Origin of the sequence: Dyadobacter sp. CECT 9275, assembly GCF_907164905.1 — a bacterium.
GTDB classification, from domain to species: Bacteria; Bacteroidota; Bacteroidia; order Cytophagales; family Spirosomataceae; genus Dyadobacter; species Dyadobacter helix.
In genome coordinates, this window is the sequence record NZ_CAJRAF010000002.1 from 2,636,943 (window position 1) to 2,655,796 (window position 18,854).

Genomic DNA, 18,854 nt, shown 5'->3' on the forward strand with positions numbered 1-18,854 from the left:
ATTGATTTAGAGAGTTTTATAATTCACATAATGCCTTTTGGATGGCTTGTACTTGCGTGGATTTGATCGATTTGGTCTGACAATTTCCCGGGTTTTCTCGACTAGATCATCAAACGCTTGAAGGGCTTGTAGGAATTTCCTTCGGATAAAGGCGGGCACTAGGATTTGTTGTAGCATGGCCACTGCCGCGGTTCTGTTTATCTTTTGACCCCGTTTTCGCCTTTTATCTGCTTGATATTCAGCCTTTACTCGCTCTTCAATAGGAAAGGCATGTGTCGCACAAAGTGTCATTGCGAACATTTTGGCGTAAAAATCCTGCCTGACAGCAACTGCCGTTTTTCCAGAGAAATTTTCCAACTGGATGCGACTCTTCAGCATTTTGAAGGCTTCTTCTGCTGTCCAGCGTTTGTGATAAAGTTCTTGAAAGTCGGTTATTGGAAATTGCTCGTAATCCAGTAGCGAAGTGCAGAGTATTTCGGTCTCACCAGTCGAAAGAATGACTTTTACAAGTCTGAGTGATAGTTCTTTATCATAAAATTCCGGGTAGCGATCCAGGTGGATTCGATCTTTCTTGGGGAGATTAATTTGAACGATTGTCTGCTGCAGTTGGCTTCTGCTAAACACTTCAGATACCCCCCAATTGTAGTCACTCAACCTAATACAAAATTGTAAGTCCTTGGCATACAACAGGAAAAATAGCCACTGGGCCGGGTAGCCACGATCCAAAAGTAACAAATCGCCTTCTTGTGTATAGCTAAGATGTTTCTTGAGTAAGTCTCTCTCGCTGAGCTCGTAAGGAGCGATTTGACTGTCGATGGGGACTAAATTTTCGGTGTCGTAAAGAATGGAGGCCATTGCCATGTGAGTGGCCACTTCTGCATTGGGACCCATATGCTGCACACCCAATTCCTCCGAAATTGTCTTATGTCGAGGAAGTATCAGCCTGGTTCCATCACATGCTAAAATGCGCATTCCCTTCCATTTTTTAACAGGAGCCTTGTCGTAAAATACTTTCAAGGAAATGCGGGACAAATGCTTGAAAGCTAACGGATTAATCTTTGATAGAGCTTGTGAAAATGCACTTTTAGTGACAGCTCTGATACTGAAATCGGATTGATTGATATTCTTATAAAAGCTATCTAGATCACGTTGCAAAGAAGATCTAATGGACATGATGAACAAAATTAAGTGCCGGATTGTCAGTTTCCTATTTCTGTATACTCCGTCAGGCTCCCCTTCGCAGCAGAGAGCTTTAAATTGCTCATTGTCAAGCTCATAGTCTATATGTGTTTGTGACTCAATTCTATAATCCCCAGAATTTAAAGTTGTTTCATCAACCCTCTTATACTATGTATAAATATAAGCATTTTCATTGATGTAACCCAAGGTAAATTAAGATAACCCTTAAGTTAACGACATTGATTTATTAGTTGCATTTCCACTTGTATCGCATGTGCCAATAAAAGAGTTGTTTATTTCAGGATATTACTTCTTGAATTCGGGTCCAAACAAAAAAAGAAAATATTTTTTTAAGACAATTTTTCCTTTCTTCATTTAACAATTGAACTTCTTAGTCGCAAGTTACTTTCTATAAATTCCAAAAGGTCCTTTGGTTTACTGTCAACTGGTCGAGTTATTTCCAATACGTCGACATTGCTTATCAGATCAGAAATAAGTTTGAAACTTAGGGTTTTATTTTCTATGCTTTGGATTAAGAAGGGGCGGTAAATCTGCTTACTTACAGCGATAAATGCTTCGGTGTCTTTAATTTTATTAAGTACAAATTGCGTCTGGTTTCCCTTTTTAAGGATGATAATTTTTTCTATTGGGTAGCTACGTTTATCGAATGTATTATGAAAAAAGAAACCATATTTGTTCAAATCATGCCGAATCCTGAAAGATCTGTTACTGAATTGTGCATTGTTCAATTTTTCTATTGAGTCTTCCCATAGTTTAATCATCGGATAGCTGGCAGTAGCAATAATTTTAGAGTTGCTTAGGGAGCGACTTAAGACAAGAATGTCATCGCAAAAAACTGTATGTCCATTGTTGATTAAAGACGCAAGCAGAGTTGATTTTCCAGCACCGGATTCTCCGGATATCAGTAACAGGTTGTTATCCCGAATTATTGCTGAGGCATGGAATGGAAGTTTATTCTTCTGGAGAAGAATTGCAGCCATAACAGTCGCAAGAATGTAAAGTCTTATTGATCTACCATCTACTTCCGGATTCAGTATTTCAACGATTATTTCATTTCCATTTTTGGCATAGTATTTAGCGACATTATTAACCGTGAATAGAAATTCATTATTTTGGATTACATATGTAAAATCCGAGGATGAAAAACTTATTCCACCTGAAATTTCAGGTATTGTCCCAATCCTAATCATTAAGCTAGAATCTGACCTTTCCGTTTCAACCAGTTCTGGAAACTCAATCTCTGACTTTATATTAATTCCAAATCCGAAATAATAAAACATTGGTTTAAAAAATGCTAGCATAATACTGAAACATATTTCTGTTGAATTAGGCTTTTAGTCAATAATCATTTTAAAAGGGTGCGGCGGAGCAGAAATCATATTCTTCATGAGGTTCTCAAATATTCCTTCTTTCATTTTATGTCGGTTGAAACGGTAAGTACATGCGTCCTTTTTTTTATCACAAAGTCATCACTTGTCCCTAGGGGGCTTATGTATAGCGATGATTCAACAGAGTCGCCGCGATCTTCGACGACGCTGGCTTTCATTGACTTATCGCTAAAACACATCCTAATTTATTCCCTTTATAACCGCCCCCGTCAAAATCATCGCTGCATCAACCAAGGTATAGATAACCGGGGAGACGATCGCTTCAACAAATAAGTTCTTTATCAGTCACTTCACTTTTTAAACCGGCTTCAATTTTCTAACCGCAATAATCGACAAGCCTATAAATCTGGACAGGCAAAAATTCCAGCCCAGGTAACTAATTTGTTCTTTGACCGTATCGGTCCGATGGCTTCCTTATATTTCCCTTCTTGTCCTAGGAAACTAATTTCTCTCGCAGATATGGGCCGCAGCTGATTCCAAAACTAGGTTTTATGAGCGACGAACCGCCTTATTTTTACTACGATAAGCCAGTCCGTCACTTAGGTTTTTCCCTAGGACTTACCCGCCTAGATTGGTTCAGAACTCGTCGAATTTTTATTCCTGCTGTTCCAAAGATGCTTTGATCGGACGGCTACAATATCGCCTAAATTCGTATAAATTTGATCCGCATTATAACTTTTACCTTGTTTATACCGATATCGGATAGCGATCATAAGTTGCTTACTTTGTGCATGTAGAAAGCGAAGATCCCAAATTATTCTATCATCTCATACACATCGAACTCGTATTCTACATCATTCGCGGTGACAATCGCTTTCAAGCTACCATATTTTACGTGCAGATGTATATCAACAGCATAGCTAGAACCATAGGACATATGAGCTTTCAGAAAAGATAAAATATTTCTCTGATATATTTTTAGCATCTTCTCGCTCCACTTTTCTTCACGGAATGTGCATAGGAAAAAGTAGTATCTGGGGTTGTCGATCAAAGCGGTGATCTTTTCGAATTGTGCCTGATGCTGTTTAGCACTCTTTTCGTCAGCATAGGGTGTCGCCATAAAGCCACGTCCCTGTTTGATCCCCGGCCAGTTGAAGCGTTGCAGCACAATGAAATGCCTCCCATGCTGGATCAGGTACCGGATCATCGGCAGGTTCAGGATCTCAAAGGGGTTGTAAGCTGCGGTCATATCAGGATAAGCGGTTAGTGAAAATTACGTCCCGTTGGAAAGATTTCCAGTTGAACGGCTTTCTTTCTGACCTGCGTTCTCTTATTGACAGCAGCCGAGGCATACTCATCTTTTTCATCGGCACGAGAGAGTGTAAGCAGGTCAGGGTCTTCGTCTTTCTGCTCATTGAGTTGTCTTAACAGCGGTGACATATCAAAACACTTTTTAACAATGACATGAATGACTTCCCCTTCGATCTGAAGCTTGCCTTCGACCATCAAAAGCCGTGAGCGGAGGATTTCCTTGCGGTACTTTTCAAACAGGCTTTGGAAGACGACAAGGTTGGCTACGCCGGACTCGTCTTCTATCGTAATAAAACATACACCACCGGCAGTACCAGGCCGTTGCCTGACGAGCACCAACCCGGCCACGCGAACGATCATTCCGTCTTTGTATTTTGAAAGATCATTCGTCAGCAGTGCCCGGTTAGCCAGCAGCTGCTGACGGACGAAACTAACCGGGTGCGCTTTCAGCGAAAGCGAGGTTGCCGCATAATCCTGCACCACATGCTCCGATAATGACAGCTTAGGCAGTTGCACAGGTTCTTCAAAATCACTTGCCGACTGCTGACCGGTAAAAGCACCCATTGGCCGGTCGGAAAGCGCAGATGCCTCCCACATGGCTTGCCTTCTGTCCATACCCATCGACCGGAATGCGTCAGCATCAGCAAGTCTTTCAATCGCAGCCTGGGAAACACCCACATCCAGTATGAGGTGAATGGCTTTGTAGGGCCGGGTCCTGGCCCCTGTCAAAAGATCCATTTCCTGCTGCCGAATTCCTTTAACTTGCCGGAAGCCCAATCTGATGGCCCTGTATTTCCCTTCCTGCTCTTCGAGTACATTATCCCAAAATGAAAGATTGACATCGACGGGCCGGACGACGACACCATGGCGGCGTGCATCGATCACAATCTGCGCGGGTTGATAAAACCCCATCGGCATACTGTTAAGCAGCGCCGTTGCGAACACATCCGGGTAATAACATTTTAGCCAGCACGATACATAGACGAGTAACGCAAAGCTGGCAGCATGGCTTTCAGGAAAACCGTAACTACCAAAACCTTCCAGTTGCCGGAAGATCCTTCTGGCGTATTCTTCCGTATAACCCCTGCCGGTCATACCGTCGATCAGCTTCTTTTCAAATTGCGTTACCAAGCCGCTGAGTTTAAAAGTAGCCATCGCACGGCGCAGCTTATCGGCCTCAGTCGGTGTGAACCCTGCCGCAACAATTGCAATCTTCATGGCCTGCTCCTGAAACAAGGGTACGCCCAGCGTCCGCCCCAGAATATCTTCCAACTCTTTCGAAGGAAACTCGACTGGTTCTTCGCCGTTGCGACGTCTTAGGTAGGGGTGTACCATATCACCTTGTATCGGACCAGGCCGAACGATGGCGACTTCGATCACCAGATCATAAAAGTTTTGGGGTCTAAGCCGGGGAAGCATCGACTGCTGCGCCCGGCTTTCGATCTGAAAAACACCGATTGTGTCTGCGTGGCTAATCATTTCGTAGACCACCGGATCATCCTGAGGTATTGTCGCCAGCGTGTAGGTTTTGCCGTAGTGATTCTTTAATAGATCAAATGCTTTGCGGATACAGGTCAGCATGCCCAGGGAGAGTACGTCGATTTTCAAAAATCCGAGCGTATCGATATCATCCTTATTCCATTCTATGTTTGTTCTGTTTTCCATCCTTGCATTTAAGATAGGACACAGATTGGTGATCTTGCCCTGAGTGATGACAAACCCACCGGTATGCTGGCCTAACTGCCGGGGAAAGCCCATAAACTGCCTGGTCAGATCCAGCACTTTGCGAAGGTGCGGATCATTGGCATTGAAGCCCTGGTCACTCATGCGCTTGCCTTCAAACCACTCGTCGGTAAATTCCCAGATGGAGCTGGAAAGTTTGTTAATCGCATCAACAGACATACCCATGACTTTTGCAACATCACGAATTGCACCTTTTTGGTGAAGCTGGGTCACGGTTGCTACAATCGCGGAACGGTCGCGGCCATATTTGGAATAAATGTACTGGATGACCTCCTCGCGCCTTTCATGCTCGAAGTCCACGTCAATATCTGGCGGCTCATTTCTGGCCGACGAAATAAAGCGCTCAAAGAGCAGATCAAATTTGGTGGGATCAACACTGGTAATGCCCAGACAAAAGCATACCGTCGAATTGGCTGCCGACCCTCTGCCCTGACAAAGAATCCCCTGCTCGCGCGCAAAACGCACGATATCATATACAGTCAGGAAGTAGGCCGCATAATCCATCTCTGTCACGAATTTGAGCTCATGCTCAATCGCTTCAACGACTTTACGCGGGATATGCTCACCATAAATGTCCTTTGCTCCCTTCCATGCCAGAAAGGTAAGCTCCTCTAACGGGCTTCTTCCTTCGTGGGTGATTTCCTCCGGGTATTCGTATTTAAGCATATCGAGCGAAAACGTACAGGCTTCGGCAATTTCCTGCGTCCGTTTGAGCGCATCCGGGTAAGCGCGAAACAACCGGTTCATTTCCTGCTGGTCTTTCAGGTATCGCTCTGCATTCTGGTGAAGCCGGAAACCTGCATTGAAGATGGTGCATTTTTCACGGATGCAGGTGACCACATCCTGCAACTGTCTGCGCTCAGGGTGATGATAATGTACATCGTTGGTAGCTACCAGGGGAATGTCCAGTTTTTGGGAGATCTGTGAAAGCCGGAACATTTTTTTAACATCGCTTTCCACATAGGAGCGTGATGCGGAGAGGTATAACGCCGGACCCAGTTGCTGCCGGTATTCTTTCAGTGCTGCTTCAAAGCCTGGTTCAAACTGAAAACCTGCCGAAAGGCTCAGGGGTGAAACCGCAATGAATTTGATCCCTTCTGCATGCGCATACACATCGCGCCGGTAGAGTTCACATTTACCCTTTTCAGTCCTCAGGTTTCCAACGGAAAGCAAAGCAGACAGCCTTGAATAAGCCGCTGTATCGGTCGGATATGCCAAAAGACTTGGCCCATCCACCAGATTCAGCCGTGCTGCCGGAATGATCTCAATCCCTATGTCGCGGGCTGCGGCATGTGCCCGAACAACTCCGGCAAGGGTGTTATGATCGGTGATGGCTATTTTTTTATAGCCAAAGTGACAAGCCTGTTCTACCAGCTCTTCGGGATGGGATGCGCCACGCAGGAAGCTAAAATTGGTCGTCACCTGTAATTCTGTGTAGTCCATAACACTTATCAGTTACGCAAAAAATCCGTGGATAAACCATTGTGGTAAATGCTCGTCACCATAATGACCGAGCCGGAATATCCAGTAACGGCCACCCTGCTCGTCTTCTACTGAATAATAATCCCGGTGCAGGCCGTCTGATAACCACCATTCCTGTTCGATTCGGTCAGGCCCATCGGCCTTTTGAATCCTGTGAACCTGCCCTTTATAGCGGAACAGCATGGGAGGATAATCGGGTATGGGCGCGGAGACCTGTATCCTTTCCGGCTCTGGCAGCAGCTGTATGGGCCGGTATTGATCACTGCGCCACTGCGTTTCAGGTTTGTCATTCAGGTTGGTTGCTTCAATCATGGCACGCTCCGGCCAGTAATGTTCAGCAGGAAGGTAACGGTGGATCACATCCGCACCGGCGCGTGCCGCAATCCGGTCGAGCAGTTCGGCGATTGCTGCCATTTTATTGCCCTCACCAAGATTCCAAATCGTTTCCTGTTGATCCGGCAGTTCTTCTGTTACCGGCGCTTCCAGTACAAAGAGCTCAATGCCCAGCGCAGGTTCAATACTGGCGATTTTAAGCTCAAAAAGCCCGAAAAGGTGTACTGCACTACAAGACGGCCCATTGGTACCCACCGCTATTTGCCGGGTCTCTCCATCGATACGGTAACATTTAAGCACAGCTTGCCGTAACCCTTTGCCATCTTTGCGTAGCCGTGCGCATAACTTTTCAAGCAGTTTTTGCAGCGCAATCTCAATGCCAGTTGCCGTCAGGATCGGTTCCATACTGGCAAGCCGCTCCTGATAGGGCTCTACGGGCTGCACCGGTAGCAGTGGCTCGTAGGTACTCCCGAGCGCTTTACCAATCTGATCGAGCGTGTTTTGCCCAAAACGTCTTCGCAGCACGGAGGCTGGCATATAGATAAAACTTTTGATCTGGTAAAGGCCGAGCTTGTGCATCTTTTCGATGATCGGATCTTCTAATCTTAAAGCGTGGGGCGGTAGCGTCAAAAGTGCTGTCATCTGCTCACCGGGGGCAACAATTGGAAAATCACGCGAGTAGCGCGAGATGGCCCATGCTGCGCCGATCGTATCAGCCATCGCGGTATGTACATGATAGCCGGAAGCTTTTAATCTGCTTGCTATGTCTTTCAGGTAAGCTGTTTCGCTGCCCCAAAGGTGCGCGCAGCCCGTAACATCCAGCATCAACCCGTCAGGCAAGTCGACTGCAACAATCGGCGAATAACGTATCGCCCATTCTGCCAGTGCTGTAAGTAGCTTTTCGCCCATCATTGGATCAAAATCCAGAACTTCCAGTTCCGGCATGAGTGCGCGCGCATCTGCAAGCACCATACCGGTATCAATACCAATTTTCTGTGCATCCCTGCTGGCTGCCATTACTACCATGCGTCCACACGCTTTGGCTGCAAGTACAAAAGGCTTTCCTTCCAGCTCAGGCTGACGAAGCAGCACCCGGTCTGTGAGCAGCTGCCGGAACCATACGGCCACGTAACGTTTCATAGTGATCTGGTCTTGTCTTACCCTACTCTTGATAGATATTGCTCATCTGCCGTTACAGGAGCCGTGATATGCTCAAAGTGATCCTGATTCCACTCCAACTGCCAGCTTCCCGGCTCACCACTCCGCACTTTCTGGATGGTTACCTGCCAGCGCGGAAATCCGATCCCCGGAAGAATGTGTTGTGGTAAACCCTGAACAGGGCTGATCTGCCAACGGCAAACAGCAGCAGTGGGATTAGATAAACGGGGAGATACGCGGTGCAAAAGGCCGGTGCTCTTATTTTCCTCGATGGTAAGTTGCAGACGGCGCGACTCTGTCAGGTTAAGCTCTTTGATCTCACCGACCACCGCAGAGAGCGCAGTACATTTGAGTGCTTCCTCAATTACCCACAAAAGATCTTTTTCTTTTTTCAGGTCAATGAATATGACATGGTCAGCAGATACACCGAAATAGGTCAGGGCAAGTGGGTATATGGTTCTTTTAGTCCCAACCCAAACGCAGATTCCATCCCCCCTCATCAGGTTTCCTGCGAGCGCGGCCATAAAGCCACTGGTAGCAGCCGATTGCTGAGGAGTTTGACTAATGAATTCATGTATACCCGCCGTAGGGAAAACGCCGCCCGGGAAAGCGGATGCAACCGGGCCAAGTCCGAAACTGTCCTGTTTCATATCCAGCGAAGGCGTGCGGAAACCTTGCAAGGAGAGGATATCACTTTGGAGCCTGGCAATCATCTCACTTTTTTCGGCCTGGGTTTTCATGTTTCAATCATTTTAGTATATTTGGTACTAATAGTAACAAACAAATGATTTCAATAATAACATCATGCTATGACAAGTCCAAAACTTTTTTTCAATAGCAACATCCGGTTCTTGCGTGAACGAAGGCGTTTAACTCAGGATGATCTTGCTCAAAAACTTGATATTTCCCGTGTTAAACTCGCTGCTTTGGAGTCAGGACGGACAGAAAATCCTACGGCAACAGACCTGATCAGATTTTCGGATTTCCTTCAGTTAAGTATTGATAGTCTTTTCCGTGTAGACTTGTCAAAACTCTCTGAGCTTAAACTTCGAGAACTGGAGGCGGGGAATGACGTCTACATGACAGGTACAAATCTCAGGGTCCTGGCCATTTCGGTGGACCGGTCTAACAAAGAGAATGTTGAGTATGTACCTGTGAAAGCCAAAGCCGGATACAGAAGCGGCTACTCTGACCCGGACTACATAGCTTCGCTGCCCAAGTTTTCACTACCCAACCTGCCGCAAACCGGCACGTTCCGCATGTTTCCCACCACGGGAGATTCCATGCTACCCCTACCGGAAGGTGCAGATGTCATCGGTCAGTTTGTTGAAGACTGGACATCTCTGAAACCGGGTATGTTATGCATTGTGATCCTGAAAGCCGAGCAGGATTTTGTCTTCAAAAAAGTGACCATCAAACCGGACTCAAAAACCTTTCTGCTCGAATCCTTAAACCAGGCTTACCTGCCTTATGAGGTAAACGCAGCAGATGTATTAGAAATCTGGAAGTACTATAGCTATCAATCTAAAAAAGTACCTGAGAGCGTTTCCGACGTTCAGCATATTTCCGGTACCGTAAACGCGATTCTGGAAAGGTTGAAGGTTATTGAAGATAAGATGGATGGTTAGGACTTTGGGGATTAGGAAGCCTTATATTAGCAGTATGTATTCGTAATTCCTTAACAGTCGCGGGCATTGATTTATACCCAAACTGAATTTATAAAGACTCGTGTGCTTTCTAATCAGAGGAGAGAGAAATGAAAATAAAAATAATCCTGCTCGTACTTATGACCAGCATGTCAACTACCGCCTGTGGTGGCCGTGCTGCCAATCCAGTCATGACCACGCAGTACGGCGACCAAAAGAAAAGCTGCCGTGCCCTGGAAAGCGAAATGATCGGCGTACAACAGGAAATATCCCACCTTGTTCCTAAAACTGATAAGACCGGCAAGAACGTAGCACTAGGGGTCGCAGGTGCCTTCGTTCTATTCCCTTGGTTCTTTATGGATTTCAGCCATGCCGAAGAAGAAGAGGTAAATGCTTACCGCCAGCGTTATAATAATCTGGCAAGTCTGGCAGCAGACAAGGGCTGTGATATTGATACAAGACCCATCCCGGTTATCAAATCCCATGCATCCAAACGTTTCAAAGAGGACTCTAAGCTGAACTAGGGTTTATCGCTGGTCGGTTTCTGGAATGATTAGACTCCTGCTCTTTCGAAACAGCATCTTTAACTCATGCTTTCCTTATTTGGTTTATTTTTCAATTCAGGAATAAACTAATAGTTTATCTTTGTAGCAAATTATAAACACAAGTATTGACAAAGTTTGTTTTTCTTAATATAAATAAACTATGAGTTTACCAAATGAGAAAAAATTAAACCATTTGCTACGCGACTGGCCGTTAGGAGCAGTTGCCGTTACTTCGTGGCTTAACGATCAGGGATAGTTCTGAGATTTAACTTATAATTTTGGTGAGAACTTACCGAGTGTAAAGAAGGTACCTGGCTTTTCCTGGCAGCCGGATACCTTTTACTTATCTTTCCCGAATCAAGAGGATTTGGTTTTTTAAGACAACAATTTGGTACAGCTCCGTGACGGAAATGTACCAAATTTCAGGGTAAACTCGGGTATTCTGTTTGTCCTCAATTATTCGAAACCTATAGAGAGCCCCCGTAGGCATACATACCGTTGTCTCATTGAAAGAGCATTTTTTGAGACGAAAGTATACTCGCCTAGTTCACCCTCCTCTGAATAATCTTCATTTCTTTAAAGCTTTCAATCGTTCGTTTGCCGATTGGTTATTCGGGTCAAGTGTCAAACTCTTTTTGAAACTCGCACTCGCCAGCTCTTTTTGCCCCATTGACGCGTAGGATTCGCCCTGATCTTCAAACGCATCGGAGCTGGTAGGATAGATGGCAACATTTAAGGTTGATATCTTAAGGGCACGCGCCAGCTGCCCTCCGTCTCTCAAAATGCTGGCATAGGCCTTCAGGTCTTTCGCACTGATCGTAAACGATGGATCGTTCGCTCGCTGAGCGTCCCAAACTTGTCTGACATTCTTGAAGACACTTTTCTCCAGGGCCCTTCTAAACCTGTTGACCGCATAGGGATTTTGATAGCCAATCGCGTAGGGATCGTGCGCGTAGCCATTTCGTAGCCAGGGGATCGCCCATGTGGTTTGCTTTCCCATAAAGAGGTCGATGATCGGTTGGGTAATGTAATGGCCGCGCCAACCGTTGGTAAAATAGACTAAGTACTCATTGGTGGCCGGAAAAGCAAGATAGAACGCGCGGTAATCGCCATTGTCACCCCACTGCCAGAGGGCTTTTCCCTTCTCATTTTGTTGTATGCCAACGCCTAGGCCCCAACCGATATGCTGGGTCGCGGGAATGGTGGGATGATTGAACCAATTGCCCGCAGTTGCCTGGGCAATCATCAGCTTGTGTGTCGCTGGTTTCAGCCCTTTACCCGTTACCAGAGCGTCAAGAAATAAGTTATAGTCATGGGCATTAGTCAACAGGCTTGACGCAGCATTAAGGTCCATATGGTTATGGATCGCATTGCTGTCACTGCCGAACGTTGACACGGTGGCAAACTTGGGATCCCATCGAAAACTGCTGTTGCTCATGGCTAAAGGATTAAATGTTTCTTCGGCTGCCAACTGATTGAGATCTTTATGCGTGACTCGTTCCAAGACAGTCATCAGAAACAAGTAAGCCTCTCCCGAATAATTGAAACAGCTATCCGGTGGAAACAGAAAGGGTATAATACCCTCATCAGCCCAGTTACGAAAACCGGTACGATGACTGAGCACCAGTCGCGCCGTAATCTTCCTGTACTGCGGGTTTGAGGGGTCAAACCGAGAATAGGAACCTCCCATATAATTCAGCAATGGCGTATCTAAAGCGATGACGCCTTTATCAACCAGTCTGAGTACAGTATAACCAAATACGGCTTTGCTCAATGATGCGGCTTCGAAAATACTTGTCTTTGTGATGGGTGACTTTTTGCCGTATGCTGCCACACCAAGATCATATTCCTCCGTTTGGCCGTCTTTGCTATAGATTAGCTGAATACCGGGAACATCGACAGACTGGATGAGGTCCATCAGCGTTGCTGCTTTGTCCGCTTGCTGCGCAAATCCGTGCATGGTTATCATAAACAGGCACAGACCTGTTACCAATATTTTTCTCATACCTTCTTTTTCAAGTTAAGTTGATTTTCAGACCGAATAAACATCATTTTTGAAATGTTCAATAAACCTGTTTCTTTCGTTAATATTTTAACGAACATAGCGTCAAGACATGGAAATGACTCAGGCACGTTGGTTCAAGATTATGCAAGTTGTTTCACGTTGATTATCAATGGATTCTAATCTAGAAAAGTTACGCAGACTCATCGAACAACGGTTGGGTTGGGGTTCTTCTGACGACTGGCAGGGGCGTGATTTCGACAAGTTGAGCGAACTCATATTCGAGCAAACGAAGGTGAGCCTCAGCGATAGCACCTTGAAACGACTATGGGGGAAGATAAACTACCAATCACTGCCCAGTAGCACCACACTCGACACGCTCGCCCGGTTTGCGGGTTTCGATAGCTGGCGGGTGTTCGTGACGCAGTCTATTGCCGTGCCTCACCAAAACGCGACGATTGCCGAGAGTCGTGGCCAGTTATGGCTGGTAGTTGCCGGGGCGGCGATTTTATCGGTAATTAGTGTGGTTATTTTTTTATCAACTCAACAGGCAGCAACTGACAACGCCGAATATAGTTTTAGCAGTAAGCATCTGGATCGCACGATACCCAATTCCGTTATCTTCACCTATGACGCAACAGCTGCCAGAGATTCTGTGTTTATTCAACTCGCCGGGGATGAGAAAAGGAAAACGGCGGTTGACAAAAACGCACATACCTTCTCGATCACCCATTACGAACCTGGTTTCTATAATCCACAGCTGGTGGTAGGTCAAAAAGTAGTCAAGACGCACGACGTATTGATCGCAACAAAGGGGTGGTTAGCTTGGATCGCCAATGGTCCCATACCCGTGTATCTGGATAGCACGAGCTATATTTTTCCCGACAAACTTGAGTTTCCAGTACGGAGTCTGGTTGAAAAGGTGCCTGACTCCGAATCGACACCTTGTTACATTCGCTATTACAACGTCGGTAATTTCGGCAGTATACCCGTCACTGATTTTAGTTTCAGTACGCAGGTAAAAAGCAACTATAAATCCGGGGCGGCCGCCTGTCAGTATATCATCATCCAACTCATCACGGATGGTACGCCGATCAAGATACCCTTATCGGCCAAGGGCTGTGTCTCTGAATTGGCACTGACGAGTTTCGGCCAAATCGTGTCCGGCAGGCACGCTGATCTCTCCAACTTTGGCATCGATCCATCTTCTTGGGTCAATGTATCGTGCCGAAGTTATGCTAACAAGATTCAATATTTTGTGGATGGGAATCTTGCATATGAAGGTCACTTGCCCGATAGGAAAACCAACATAGTTGGAGTGGGCTTCAGCTTTCTGGGTACCGGCGCAGCGAGACAGATCGAGTTAAAGGCGGGTGATCGCATGGTCTTTAAAGCGTTTTGACATTCATTGTGGGTTAATTTACGCTTACAGGTGGCTGTGTCCCGGCAATGGCTGCGCAGGCAAGGACGGGGAATGAGTTTAGGAATGCAACCTTAAACCACTCACATTGCACAGAGTGTCAAAGCTTTGGTACTTATATGGGAAAAGCATGGAGTGGGTATTTTGGATGATTTTTCACACTCTGCGTAATCGGCCCTGAGCTTGACGATGTCTCAATTTTACATTAAATTTGGAGAGCGATTACAGGCCGAACGCGAGTTTTTTCTAGTAGGCTGAATCTCCTAAAATCAAATCCTGACACAGTTCAGCGTACACTCCCTAGAATATGCGAAATGTAGATCTCCATTCTCGAGAAGAAACTACTTTTTAAATTACCCCAACTTTTCAGACCGATCCCATTTTGCTGCTCTCAAAATGTTTACGAATAGTTTACGAATTAAAAAATCAGTCACAACATATTGACACAAGGATTTTCTATCTTCTTGTGAACATGCATCTGTCTATAGGTTTATTACTGAATCCAACGCATCATCCGTCGTCTTATTAATAAAATTGCTTTGATACCCCATTGTAGTTTTAATATCCGAATGCCGGTAAAGTCTTTGAAGAATATTAGCAGGAATACGATCTGCAGATATCTGTGCGAAAGAGTGACGCGCAATATGCATGGAAAGCGGCTTAGTTAGTTGAAGTTTAACTGCGACATTCTTGAGATAATCGTTACAACTTCTAACCCGAGCCTTAATATAACTTTGTACCTCATACGATTTAGAGAGATCTGGCATTTTAGCGAGATCAAAAAAGACGAGATCATGAGCGTTATTCCTTGGATACTGTTGCAAGATCTCCAATACTTTCTCTGGAACCTTCAACGAACCAGCTTTGAGATTCTTACCCATAGCGTAATAAAGACGGCCATTTTGAAAGTCAGACCATTTCAACCTTAAAACATCCGAAATCCGCATTCCTGCAAAATAGAAAGATACAAGCCAAAGGTTTCGTGCATGGTTTTCACCGAATGGTAAGTCTAACGCTTCTAGCGCCTTCACTTCCTCAGCGTTTAAGCCGATTTTTAAACTATCGGGAAACTTAATAACCGTCTTTCCTTTGGGTATTTCGGAGAAGTTGACCACCTGATTCCGTGGCAAATTGACCACCTAATTAACTGGCGGCCGGTAGTAGAAAATGCTAGTAGAAGCGATTCAAAATTAGTAAATAAAAGTTATAATTATTCGTAGCTGGTTTCGAGCTCCGTTTTTCGTTTTCTTCTCATTGATTCCCCCTTTAATTCAACCCGGTGTGCATCATGTACTATACGATCTAAAATGGCATCAGCAATGGTTTTTTCTCCTATTACTTCATGCCATTTGCTAACAGGCAACTGAGAAGTAATTATCAGGGATGTTTTTCCGTGCCTGTCTTCTATGATTTCCATCAGTGCTGCCCGGCTCTGGGCATCGAACGGCTGGATACCAAAGTCGTCCAGGATAAGAAGTTGTTGCCGTTCTATTTTTGTAATTTCTTTGATATAGGATCCATCCGCCTTGGCCATTTTGAGTTTGGCAAACAATTTGGGAGTACTGGCATACATTACGCGGTAGCCAAGTATACATGCCTGATGACCAATCGCAGATGCTACATAGCTTTTACCGATTCCGGTACTGCCTGTGATCAGTAGGTTTTCATTTCGGCCAATAAAGGAGCATTCTGCTAGGCGCATGATCTGATTACGGTCAATACTTCTATCAGCATGATAGTGGATATTTTCGACCATGGCCTTATAGCGGAACCGTGCGTACAAGATCTGGCGTTCGACCCGACGGTTATTTCTGTCATCCCATTCAGCGTCAACTAGATGAGCTAAAAGCTCATCCGCCGTGTAATCATTAGTCTTTCCACTTTCCAGGCTACTTTTAAAGGCATGGAACATGCCGTAAAATTTTAGCTTGCGTAACTTTTCCAAAGTGTTTGTGTTCATTTTTATTAATTGTTTAAAGGATTATTGATAATAGTCTTCGCCTCTGATATTATCGTGTTTGGGCATGGGTAATTCGTCTGCAAACAGGCTGTCTTCATATTGATCCATATTTTTTTCCAGTATAGTCTGGATTGTTTTATAGTTGTAGATACCATAGCTTAAAGCCCTTTGGCACGCGCTGATCAGGCGTTGTTCACCAGCTTTCTTCGCAAAAGAGAGGATACCAATACAGGAGCGGTAGGCCTGTTCGGGATGCTGTTTGCGATCCAGGATTTTAAGAATATACAACCTGACATCTTCATGGATCGAGGAAGCCCACTCCAAGAATCGATCTGGTGTCCAGTCTGTTACGAAGCGGTGTGTACTGGCCAGATGTTCTTTATCGGTAGAATAATTATAGGGACTTTTAAGCCTTTTATGAAGGGCGATACGTTCGTAATGATAATATGCTTCAACCACAGAATTGGAATACAACAACTTGACTTTCTTGCCGATAAACCGGTATGGGACACTATAATAGTGCTTGTCAACGCTCAGGCAGACATGTCCGTTCTTCATTACAGTGGCATGTAGCTGTTTTTTGAACTCATAATGCAGGATCGGAAGCGGGGCCAGAGCACTGCGCTCAATTTCTTCAAACTGGAGTCTGCGACTGTAATTACGGCCCCGAAGCAGTTGGTTATTATGAGCCTCGAGAGCAATCAATATAGCTGCGTTTAACTCTGTCAGTGAGTTGTAAACCTGCTTTCTTAAAGGCGCATAAATACGGCTGTAAACGATTTTGACAGCACCTTCCACCAACGCCTTATCTCTTGGCCGGTAAGCGCGTGCAGGTAATATCGTAGTCCCATAATGATCAGCAAAATCGGCAAAGGCCTCGTTCAGCGTAGGTTCGTATTTATTGCTTTTTATAACAGCAGCTTTAAGGTTATCCGGAACAATTGCTGCCGGCACACCACCGATATAATGAAGTGCATTCTCGCAAGCTGCGATCAGATCTTCTTTTTGCTGGCTACTGACTGCTTCCACGTAAGTGAGTTGACTCGCTCCCAGGATAGCCACAAACACTTCAACCTCAGTTAATTCACCAGTCTCTTTATCTACAATACTTAATTTAACACCTGCAAAATCGATGTACAGCTTATCGCCGGCCTTATGGTCCTGATGCATCACAGGGTTAACGCGGGCCTTCCATTTGGTCAGATGAAAGCAAAACTGGGTATAAGCAAATCCTTCCGGAAATTCCTTTTTATAGGCTTCCCAAAGCATATGACGGGTAACACCTGTCCGTTTTAATTCTTTGTCTATTTGCGGAAAACAACGTTGCAGATTCAACAATCTGTCTTGCGGTGGCTGCTGTTTAACCGTTCCGAAAAAGTCATCCAGCTCTTTATCATTCAGGCTGTTGATCTGTTCAAAGGTAAGTCCGCTCGCATCAAAAGTGGTCATGTACTTCTTAGCGGTATTGCGGGAAACACCTGTCTGTTCCGCTATCCAGAGCTTGCTGCGGCCCTGGCTGTACATCCGTAAAATCTGTCTTATTTTGCTCATGCTGATTGTCGAATTGGCCATACCTTTTACACGATTGGTTCGTGCCAAAAATATGGTTGATTCTACAGCATTTTCTAATCTCTCAGGTGGTCAGTTTACTCCGGAATCAGGTGGTCAGTTTGATCCGAAATGGGGTGGTCAATTTCGCCCGGAACAGGTGGTCAGTTTAAACCGAATTGGGGTGGTCAGTTTCACCGAATTTTCCATTCCTTTACCAAATGGATAATTTTTCCTGTCAGTAACACCATCTGCGACAGCTCTATTGTATATCGTTCTGATTACAACCAAGTGATTGACTGCAGTCCTCTCGGTAACGCCAAAAGTTCCGATCAAATAGGCTTTGAACTTTTTCAAGAGGCCGGGACTTATTTCGGAAAAGTTTATTTCCTCATTTTTCAAAAATTTCTTAAATCTGTTAACCCTTGGTTCATCTGCAGATCTTTGATTAAACCTTCCCGTAGATTTTAGTTGATCAAGGTATAGGTTTGCTTGTTTGAAGAATGTCCCGTCCTTGGAAGCTGTGACTGCCCTTTTAATCGCCTTTGCTGATGTGTCAGTGTTGTTTGTTTCCATCTCAAGAAGCTTGTCAGTCGCCTCAGACACCTTCTTTGCAATTAGATTATTTATCCTGGCAGAATTAGGGTGGGACTTCTTCACTATTTGTCTCGCCTCATCCCATTGATCAGGTAAAATGCTATGCCCGATGCTCTTCTGTGACATTTTTCTGTCTTTAATTATCCGCAGATAGAGATTATGTTCTCCATCTTTATTCGGGGTTTTTCGAAAAACGATACTTACCGATGCCATATGTGATCTGTTTGATGAACAAATGTAATGGATTCATGCCAAACATTTGCCAAACATTTGGCGGTTTTATAAAGATTTTTACGAATCTAACAATTTTTAAATAACTGATAATCAGATTATATTGAAACATATGAAGCCATATAAAACCAAAAATAACAGGACTTAAAATCCTGTGAGCCGAAACGCTCGTACGGGTTCGATTCCCGTCCCCGGTACTGATTATGAGAGGGTTACGCATTTGATTGCGTAACCTCTTTTTCATAGGTACAACATCATAAGGGATCAAGCGGGATTTCTGGGGGGGCGGTCAAGCATAGATGTTGGCTAGTCTGAATAAAAAAAGAACGGCACGTCCCTCACACCTCTCT

14 protein-coding genes and 1 tRNA gene are annotated in these 18,854 nt (G+C 44.9%); 4 read left to right on the forward strand and 11 right to left on the reverse strand.

Annotated elements, in window-relative coordinates; all coding sequences use genetic code 11:
- Positions 1 to 6: 6 nt before the first annotated feature.
- From KOE27_RS18645 to KOE27_RS18670, 6 genes are all read right to left on the reverse strand, one after another.
- The gene (locus KOE27_RS18645) at positions 7 to 1,302 is read right to left on the reverse strand and encodes an IS4 family transposase (protein ID WP_215241677.1); all 1,296 of its coding nucleotides are present in this window, start codon (positions 1,300 to 1,302) and stop codon (positions 7 to 9) included.
- Between the two features lie 248 nt (positions 1,303 to 1,550).
- Positions 1,551 to 2,501 carry a phosphoenolpyruvate carboxykinase (ATP) gene (locus KOE27_RS18650; RefSeq protein ID WP_215240326.1) on the reverse strand — a complete coding sequence of 317 codons (951 nt, stop codon included), beginning with the start codon at positions 2,499 to 2,501 and terminating at the stop codon, positions 1,551 to 1,553.
- 841 nt (positions 2,502 to 3,342) lie between these two features.
- A complete protein-coding gene (locus KOE27_RS18655; RefSeq protein WP_215240327.1) occupies positions 3,343 to 3,777 on the reverse strand; it encodes a hypothetical protein in 435 nt (144 codons plus the stop codon).
- Between the two features lie 14 nt (positions 3,778 to 3,791).
- Positions 3,792 to 7,025, reverse strand: coding sequence for an error-prone DNA polymerase (locus tag KOE27_RS18660; RefSeq protein WP_215240328.1), 3,234 nt, complete (start codon positions 7,023 to 7,025; stop codon positions 3,792 to 3,794).
- Between the two features lie 12 nt (positions 7,026 to 7,037).
- Complete coding sequence (locus KOE27_RS18665; protein ID WP_215240329.1) at positions 7,038 to 8,537, reverse strand: Y-family DNA polymerase; 1,500 nt, start codon at positions 8,535 to 8,537, stop codon at positions 7,038 to 7,040.
- A gap of 17 nt (positions 8,538 to 8,554) precedes the next feature.
- Positions 8,555 to 9,295 (reverse strand): ImuA family protein, encoded by a 741-nt coding sequence (locus KOE27_RS18670; protein WP_215240330.1) that lies wholly within the window; start codon positions 9,293 to 9,295, stop codon positions 8,555 to 8,557.
- 69 nt (positions 9,296 to 9,364) lie between these two features.
- Here KOE27_RS18670 and KOE27_RS18675 point away from each other — a divergent pair, with 69 nt between their 5' ends.
- Complete coding sequence (locus KOE27_RS18675; protein WP_215240331.1) at positions 9,365 to 10,183, forward strand: XRE family transcriptional regulator; 819 nt, start codon at positions 9,365 to 9,367, stop codon at positions 10,181 to 10,183.
- Between the two features lie 158 nt (positions 10,184 to 10,341).
- Positions 10,342 to 10,725, forward strand: a complete 384-nt coding sequence (locus tag KOE27_RS18680; RefSeq protein WP_215240332.1) for a hypothetical protein — start codon at positions 10,342 to 10,344, stop codon at positions 10,723 to 10,725.
- A 589-nt stretch (positions 10,726 to 11,314) separates the two neighbouring features.
- Here the strand turns inward: KOE27_RS18680 and KOE27_RS18685 are convergent.
- A complete protein-coding gene (locus KOE27_RS18685; RefSeq protein ID WP_215240333.1) occupies positions 11,315 to 12,751 on the reverse strand; it encodes a serine hydrolase domain-containing protein in 1,437 nt (478 codons plus the stop codon).
- 169 nt (positions 12,752 to 12,920) lie between these two features.
- Between KOE27_RS18685 and KOE27_RS18690 the strand changes: the two genes are divergently transcribed.
- Complete coding sequence (locus KOE27_RS18690) at positions 12,921 to 14,150, forward strand: hypothetical protein (RefSeq protein ID WP_215240334.1); 1,230 nt, start codon at positions 12,921 to 12,923, stop codon at positions 14,148 to 14,150.
- Between the two features lie 500 nt (positions 14,151 to 14,650).
- On the opposite strand, the gene KOE27_RS18695 is transcribed toward KOE27_RS18690, so the two are convergent.
- From KOE27_RS18695 to KOE27_RS18710, 4 genes are all read right to left on the reverse strand, one after another.
- On the reverse strand, positions 14,651 to 15,199 hold the full coding sequence (locus tag KOE27_RS18695; RefSeq protein WP_215240335.1) for a tyrosine-type recombinase/integrase: 549 nt from the start codon (positions 15,197 to 15,199) through the stop codon (positions 14,651 to 14,653).
- A gap of 179 nt (positions 15,200 to 15,378) precedes the next feature.
- Positions 15,379 to 16,128: an IS21-like element helper ATPase IstB gene (gene istB, locus KOE27_RS18700; RefSeq protein ID WP_215236847.1), complete on the reverse strand. Its 750-nt coding sequence runs from the start codon at positions 16,126 to 16,128 to the stop codon at positions 15,379 to 15,381.
- A gap of 21 nt (positions 16,129 to 16,149) precedes the next feature.
- A complete protein-coding gene (istA, locus tag KOE27_RS18705) occupies positions 16,150 to 17,700 on the reverse strand; it encodes an IS21 family transposase (RefSeq protein WP_215236846.1) in 1,551 nt (516 codons plus the stop codon).
- 117 nt (positions 17,701 to 17,817) lie between these two features.
- On the reverse strand, positions 17,818 to 18,486 hold the full coding sequence (locus KOE27_RS18710; RefSeq protein WP_215240336.1) for a phage integrase SAM-like domain and Arm DNA-binding domain-containing protein: 669 nt from the start codon (positions 18,484 to 18,486) through the stop codon (positions 17,818 to 17,820).
- A gap of 135 nt (positions 18,487 to 18,621) precedes the next feature.
- On the opposite strand from KOE27_RS18710, the gene KOE27_RS18715 reads away from it, so the two are divergent.
- Positions 18,622 to 18,701, forward strand: a tRNA-Leu gene (locus tag KOE27_RS18715).
- Positions 18,702 to 18,854 lie beyond the last annotated feature (153 nt).

Bases quoted from the DNA above. Each gene is read 5' to 3' on its own strand.
- KOE27_RS18685 (WP_215240333.1), bottom strand. From the start codon at position 12,751: ATGAGAAAAATATTGGTAACAGGTCTGTGCCTGTTTATGATAACCATG.
- KOE27_RS18665 (WP_215240329.1), bottom strand. From the start codon at position 8,537: ATGAAACGTTACGTGGCCGTATGGTTCCGGCAGCTGCTCACAGACCGG.
- KOE27_RS18675 (WP_215240331.1), top strand. From the start codon at position 9,365: ATGACAAGTCCAAAACTTTTTTTCAATAGCAACATCCGGTTCTTGCGT.
- KOE27_RS18655 (WP_215240327.1), bottom strand. From the start codon at position 3,777: ATGACCGCAGCTTACAACCCCTTTGAGATCCTGAACCTGCCGATGATC.
- KOE27_RS18660 (WP_215240328.1), bottom strand. From the start codon at position 7,025: ATGGACTACACAGAATTACAGGTGACGACCAATTTTAGCTTCCTGCGT.
- KOE27_RS18710 (WP_215240336.1), bottom strand. From the start codon at position 18,486: ATGGCATCGGTAAGTATCGTTTTTCGAAAAACCCCGAATAAAGATGGA.
- KOE27_RS18650 (WP_215240326.1), bottom strand. From the start codon at position 2,501: ATGCTAGCATTTTTTAAACCAATGTTTTATTATTTCGGATTTGGAATT.
- KOE27_RS18690 (WP_215240334.1), top strand. From the start codon at position 12,921: ATGGATTCTAATCTAGAAAAGTTACGCAGACTCATCGAACAACGGTTG.
- istA (WP_215236846.1), bottom strand. From the start codon at position 17,700: ATGGCCAATTCGACAATCAGCATGAGCAAAATAAGACAGATTTTACGG.
- istB (WP_215236847.1), bottom strand. From the start codon at position 16,128: ATGAACACAAACACTTTGGAAAAGTTACGCAAGCTAAAATTTTACGGC.
- KOE27_RS18670 (WP_215240330.1), bottom strand. From the start codon at position 9,295: ATGAAAACCCAGGCCGAAAAAAGTGAGATGATTGCCAGGCTCCAAAGT.
- KOE27_RS18680 (WP_215240332.1), top strand. From the start codon at position 10,342: ATGACCAGCATGTCAACTACCGCCTGTGGTGGCCGTGCTGCCAATCCA.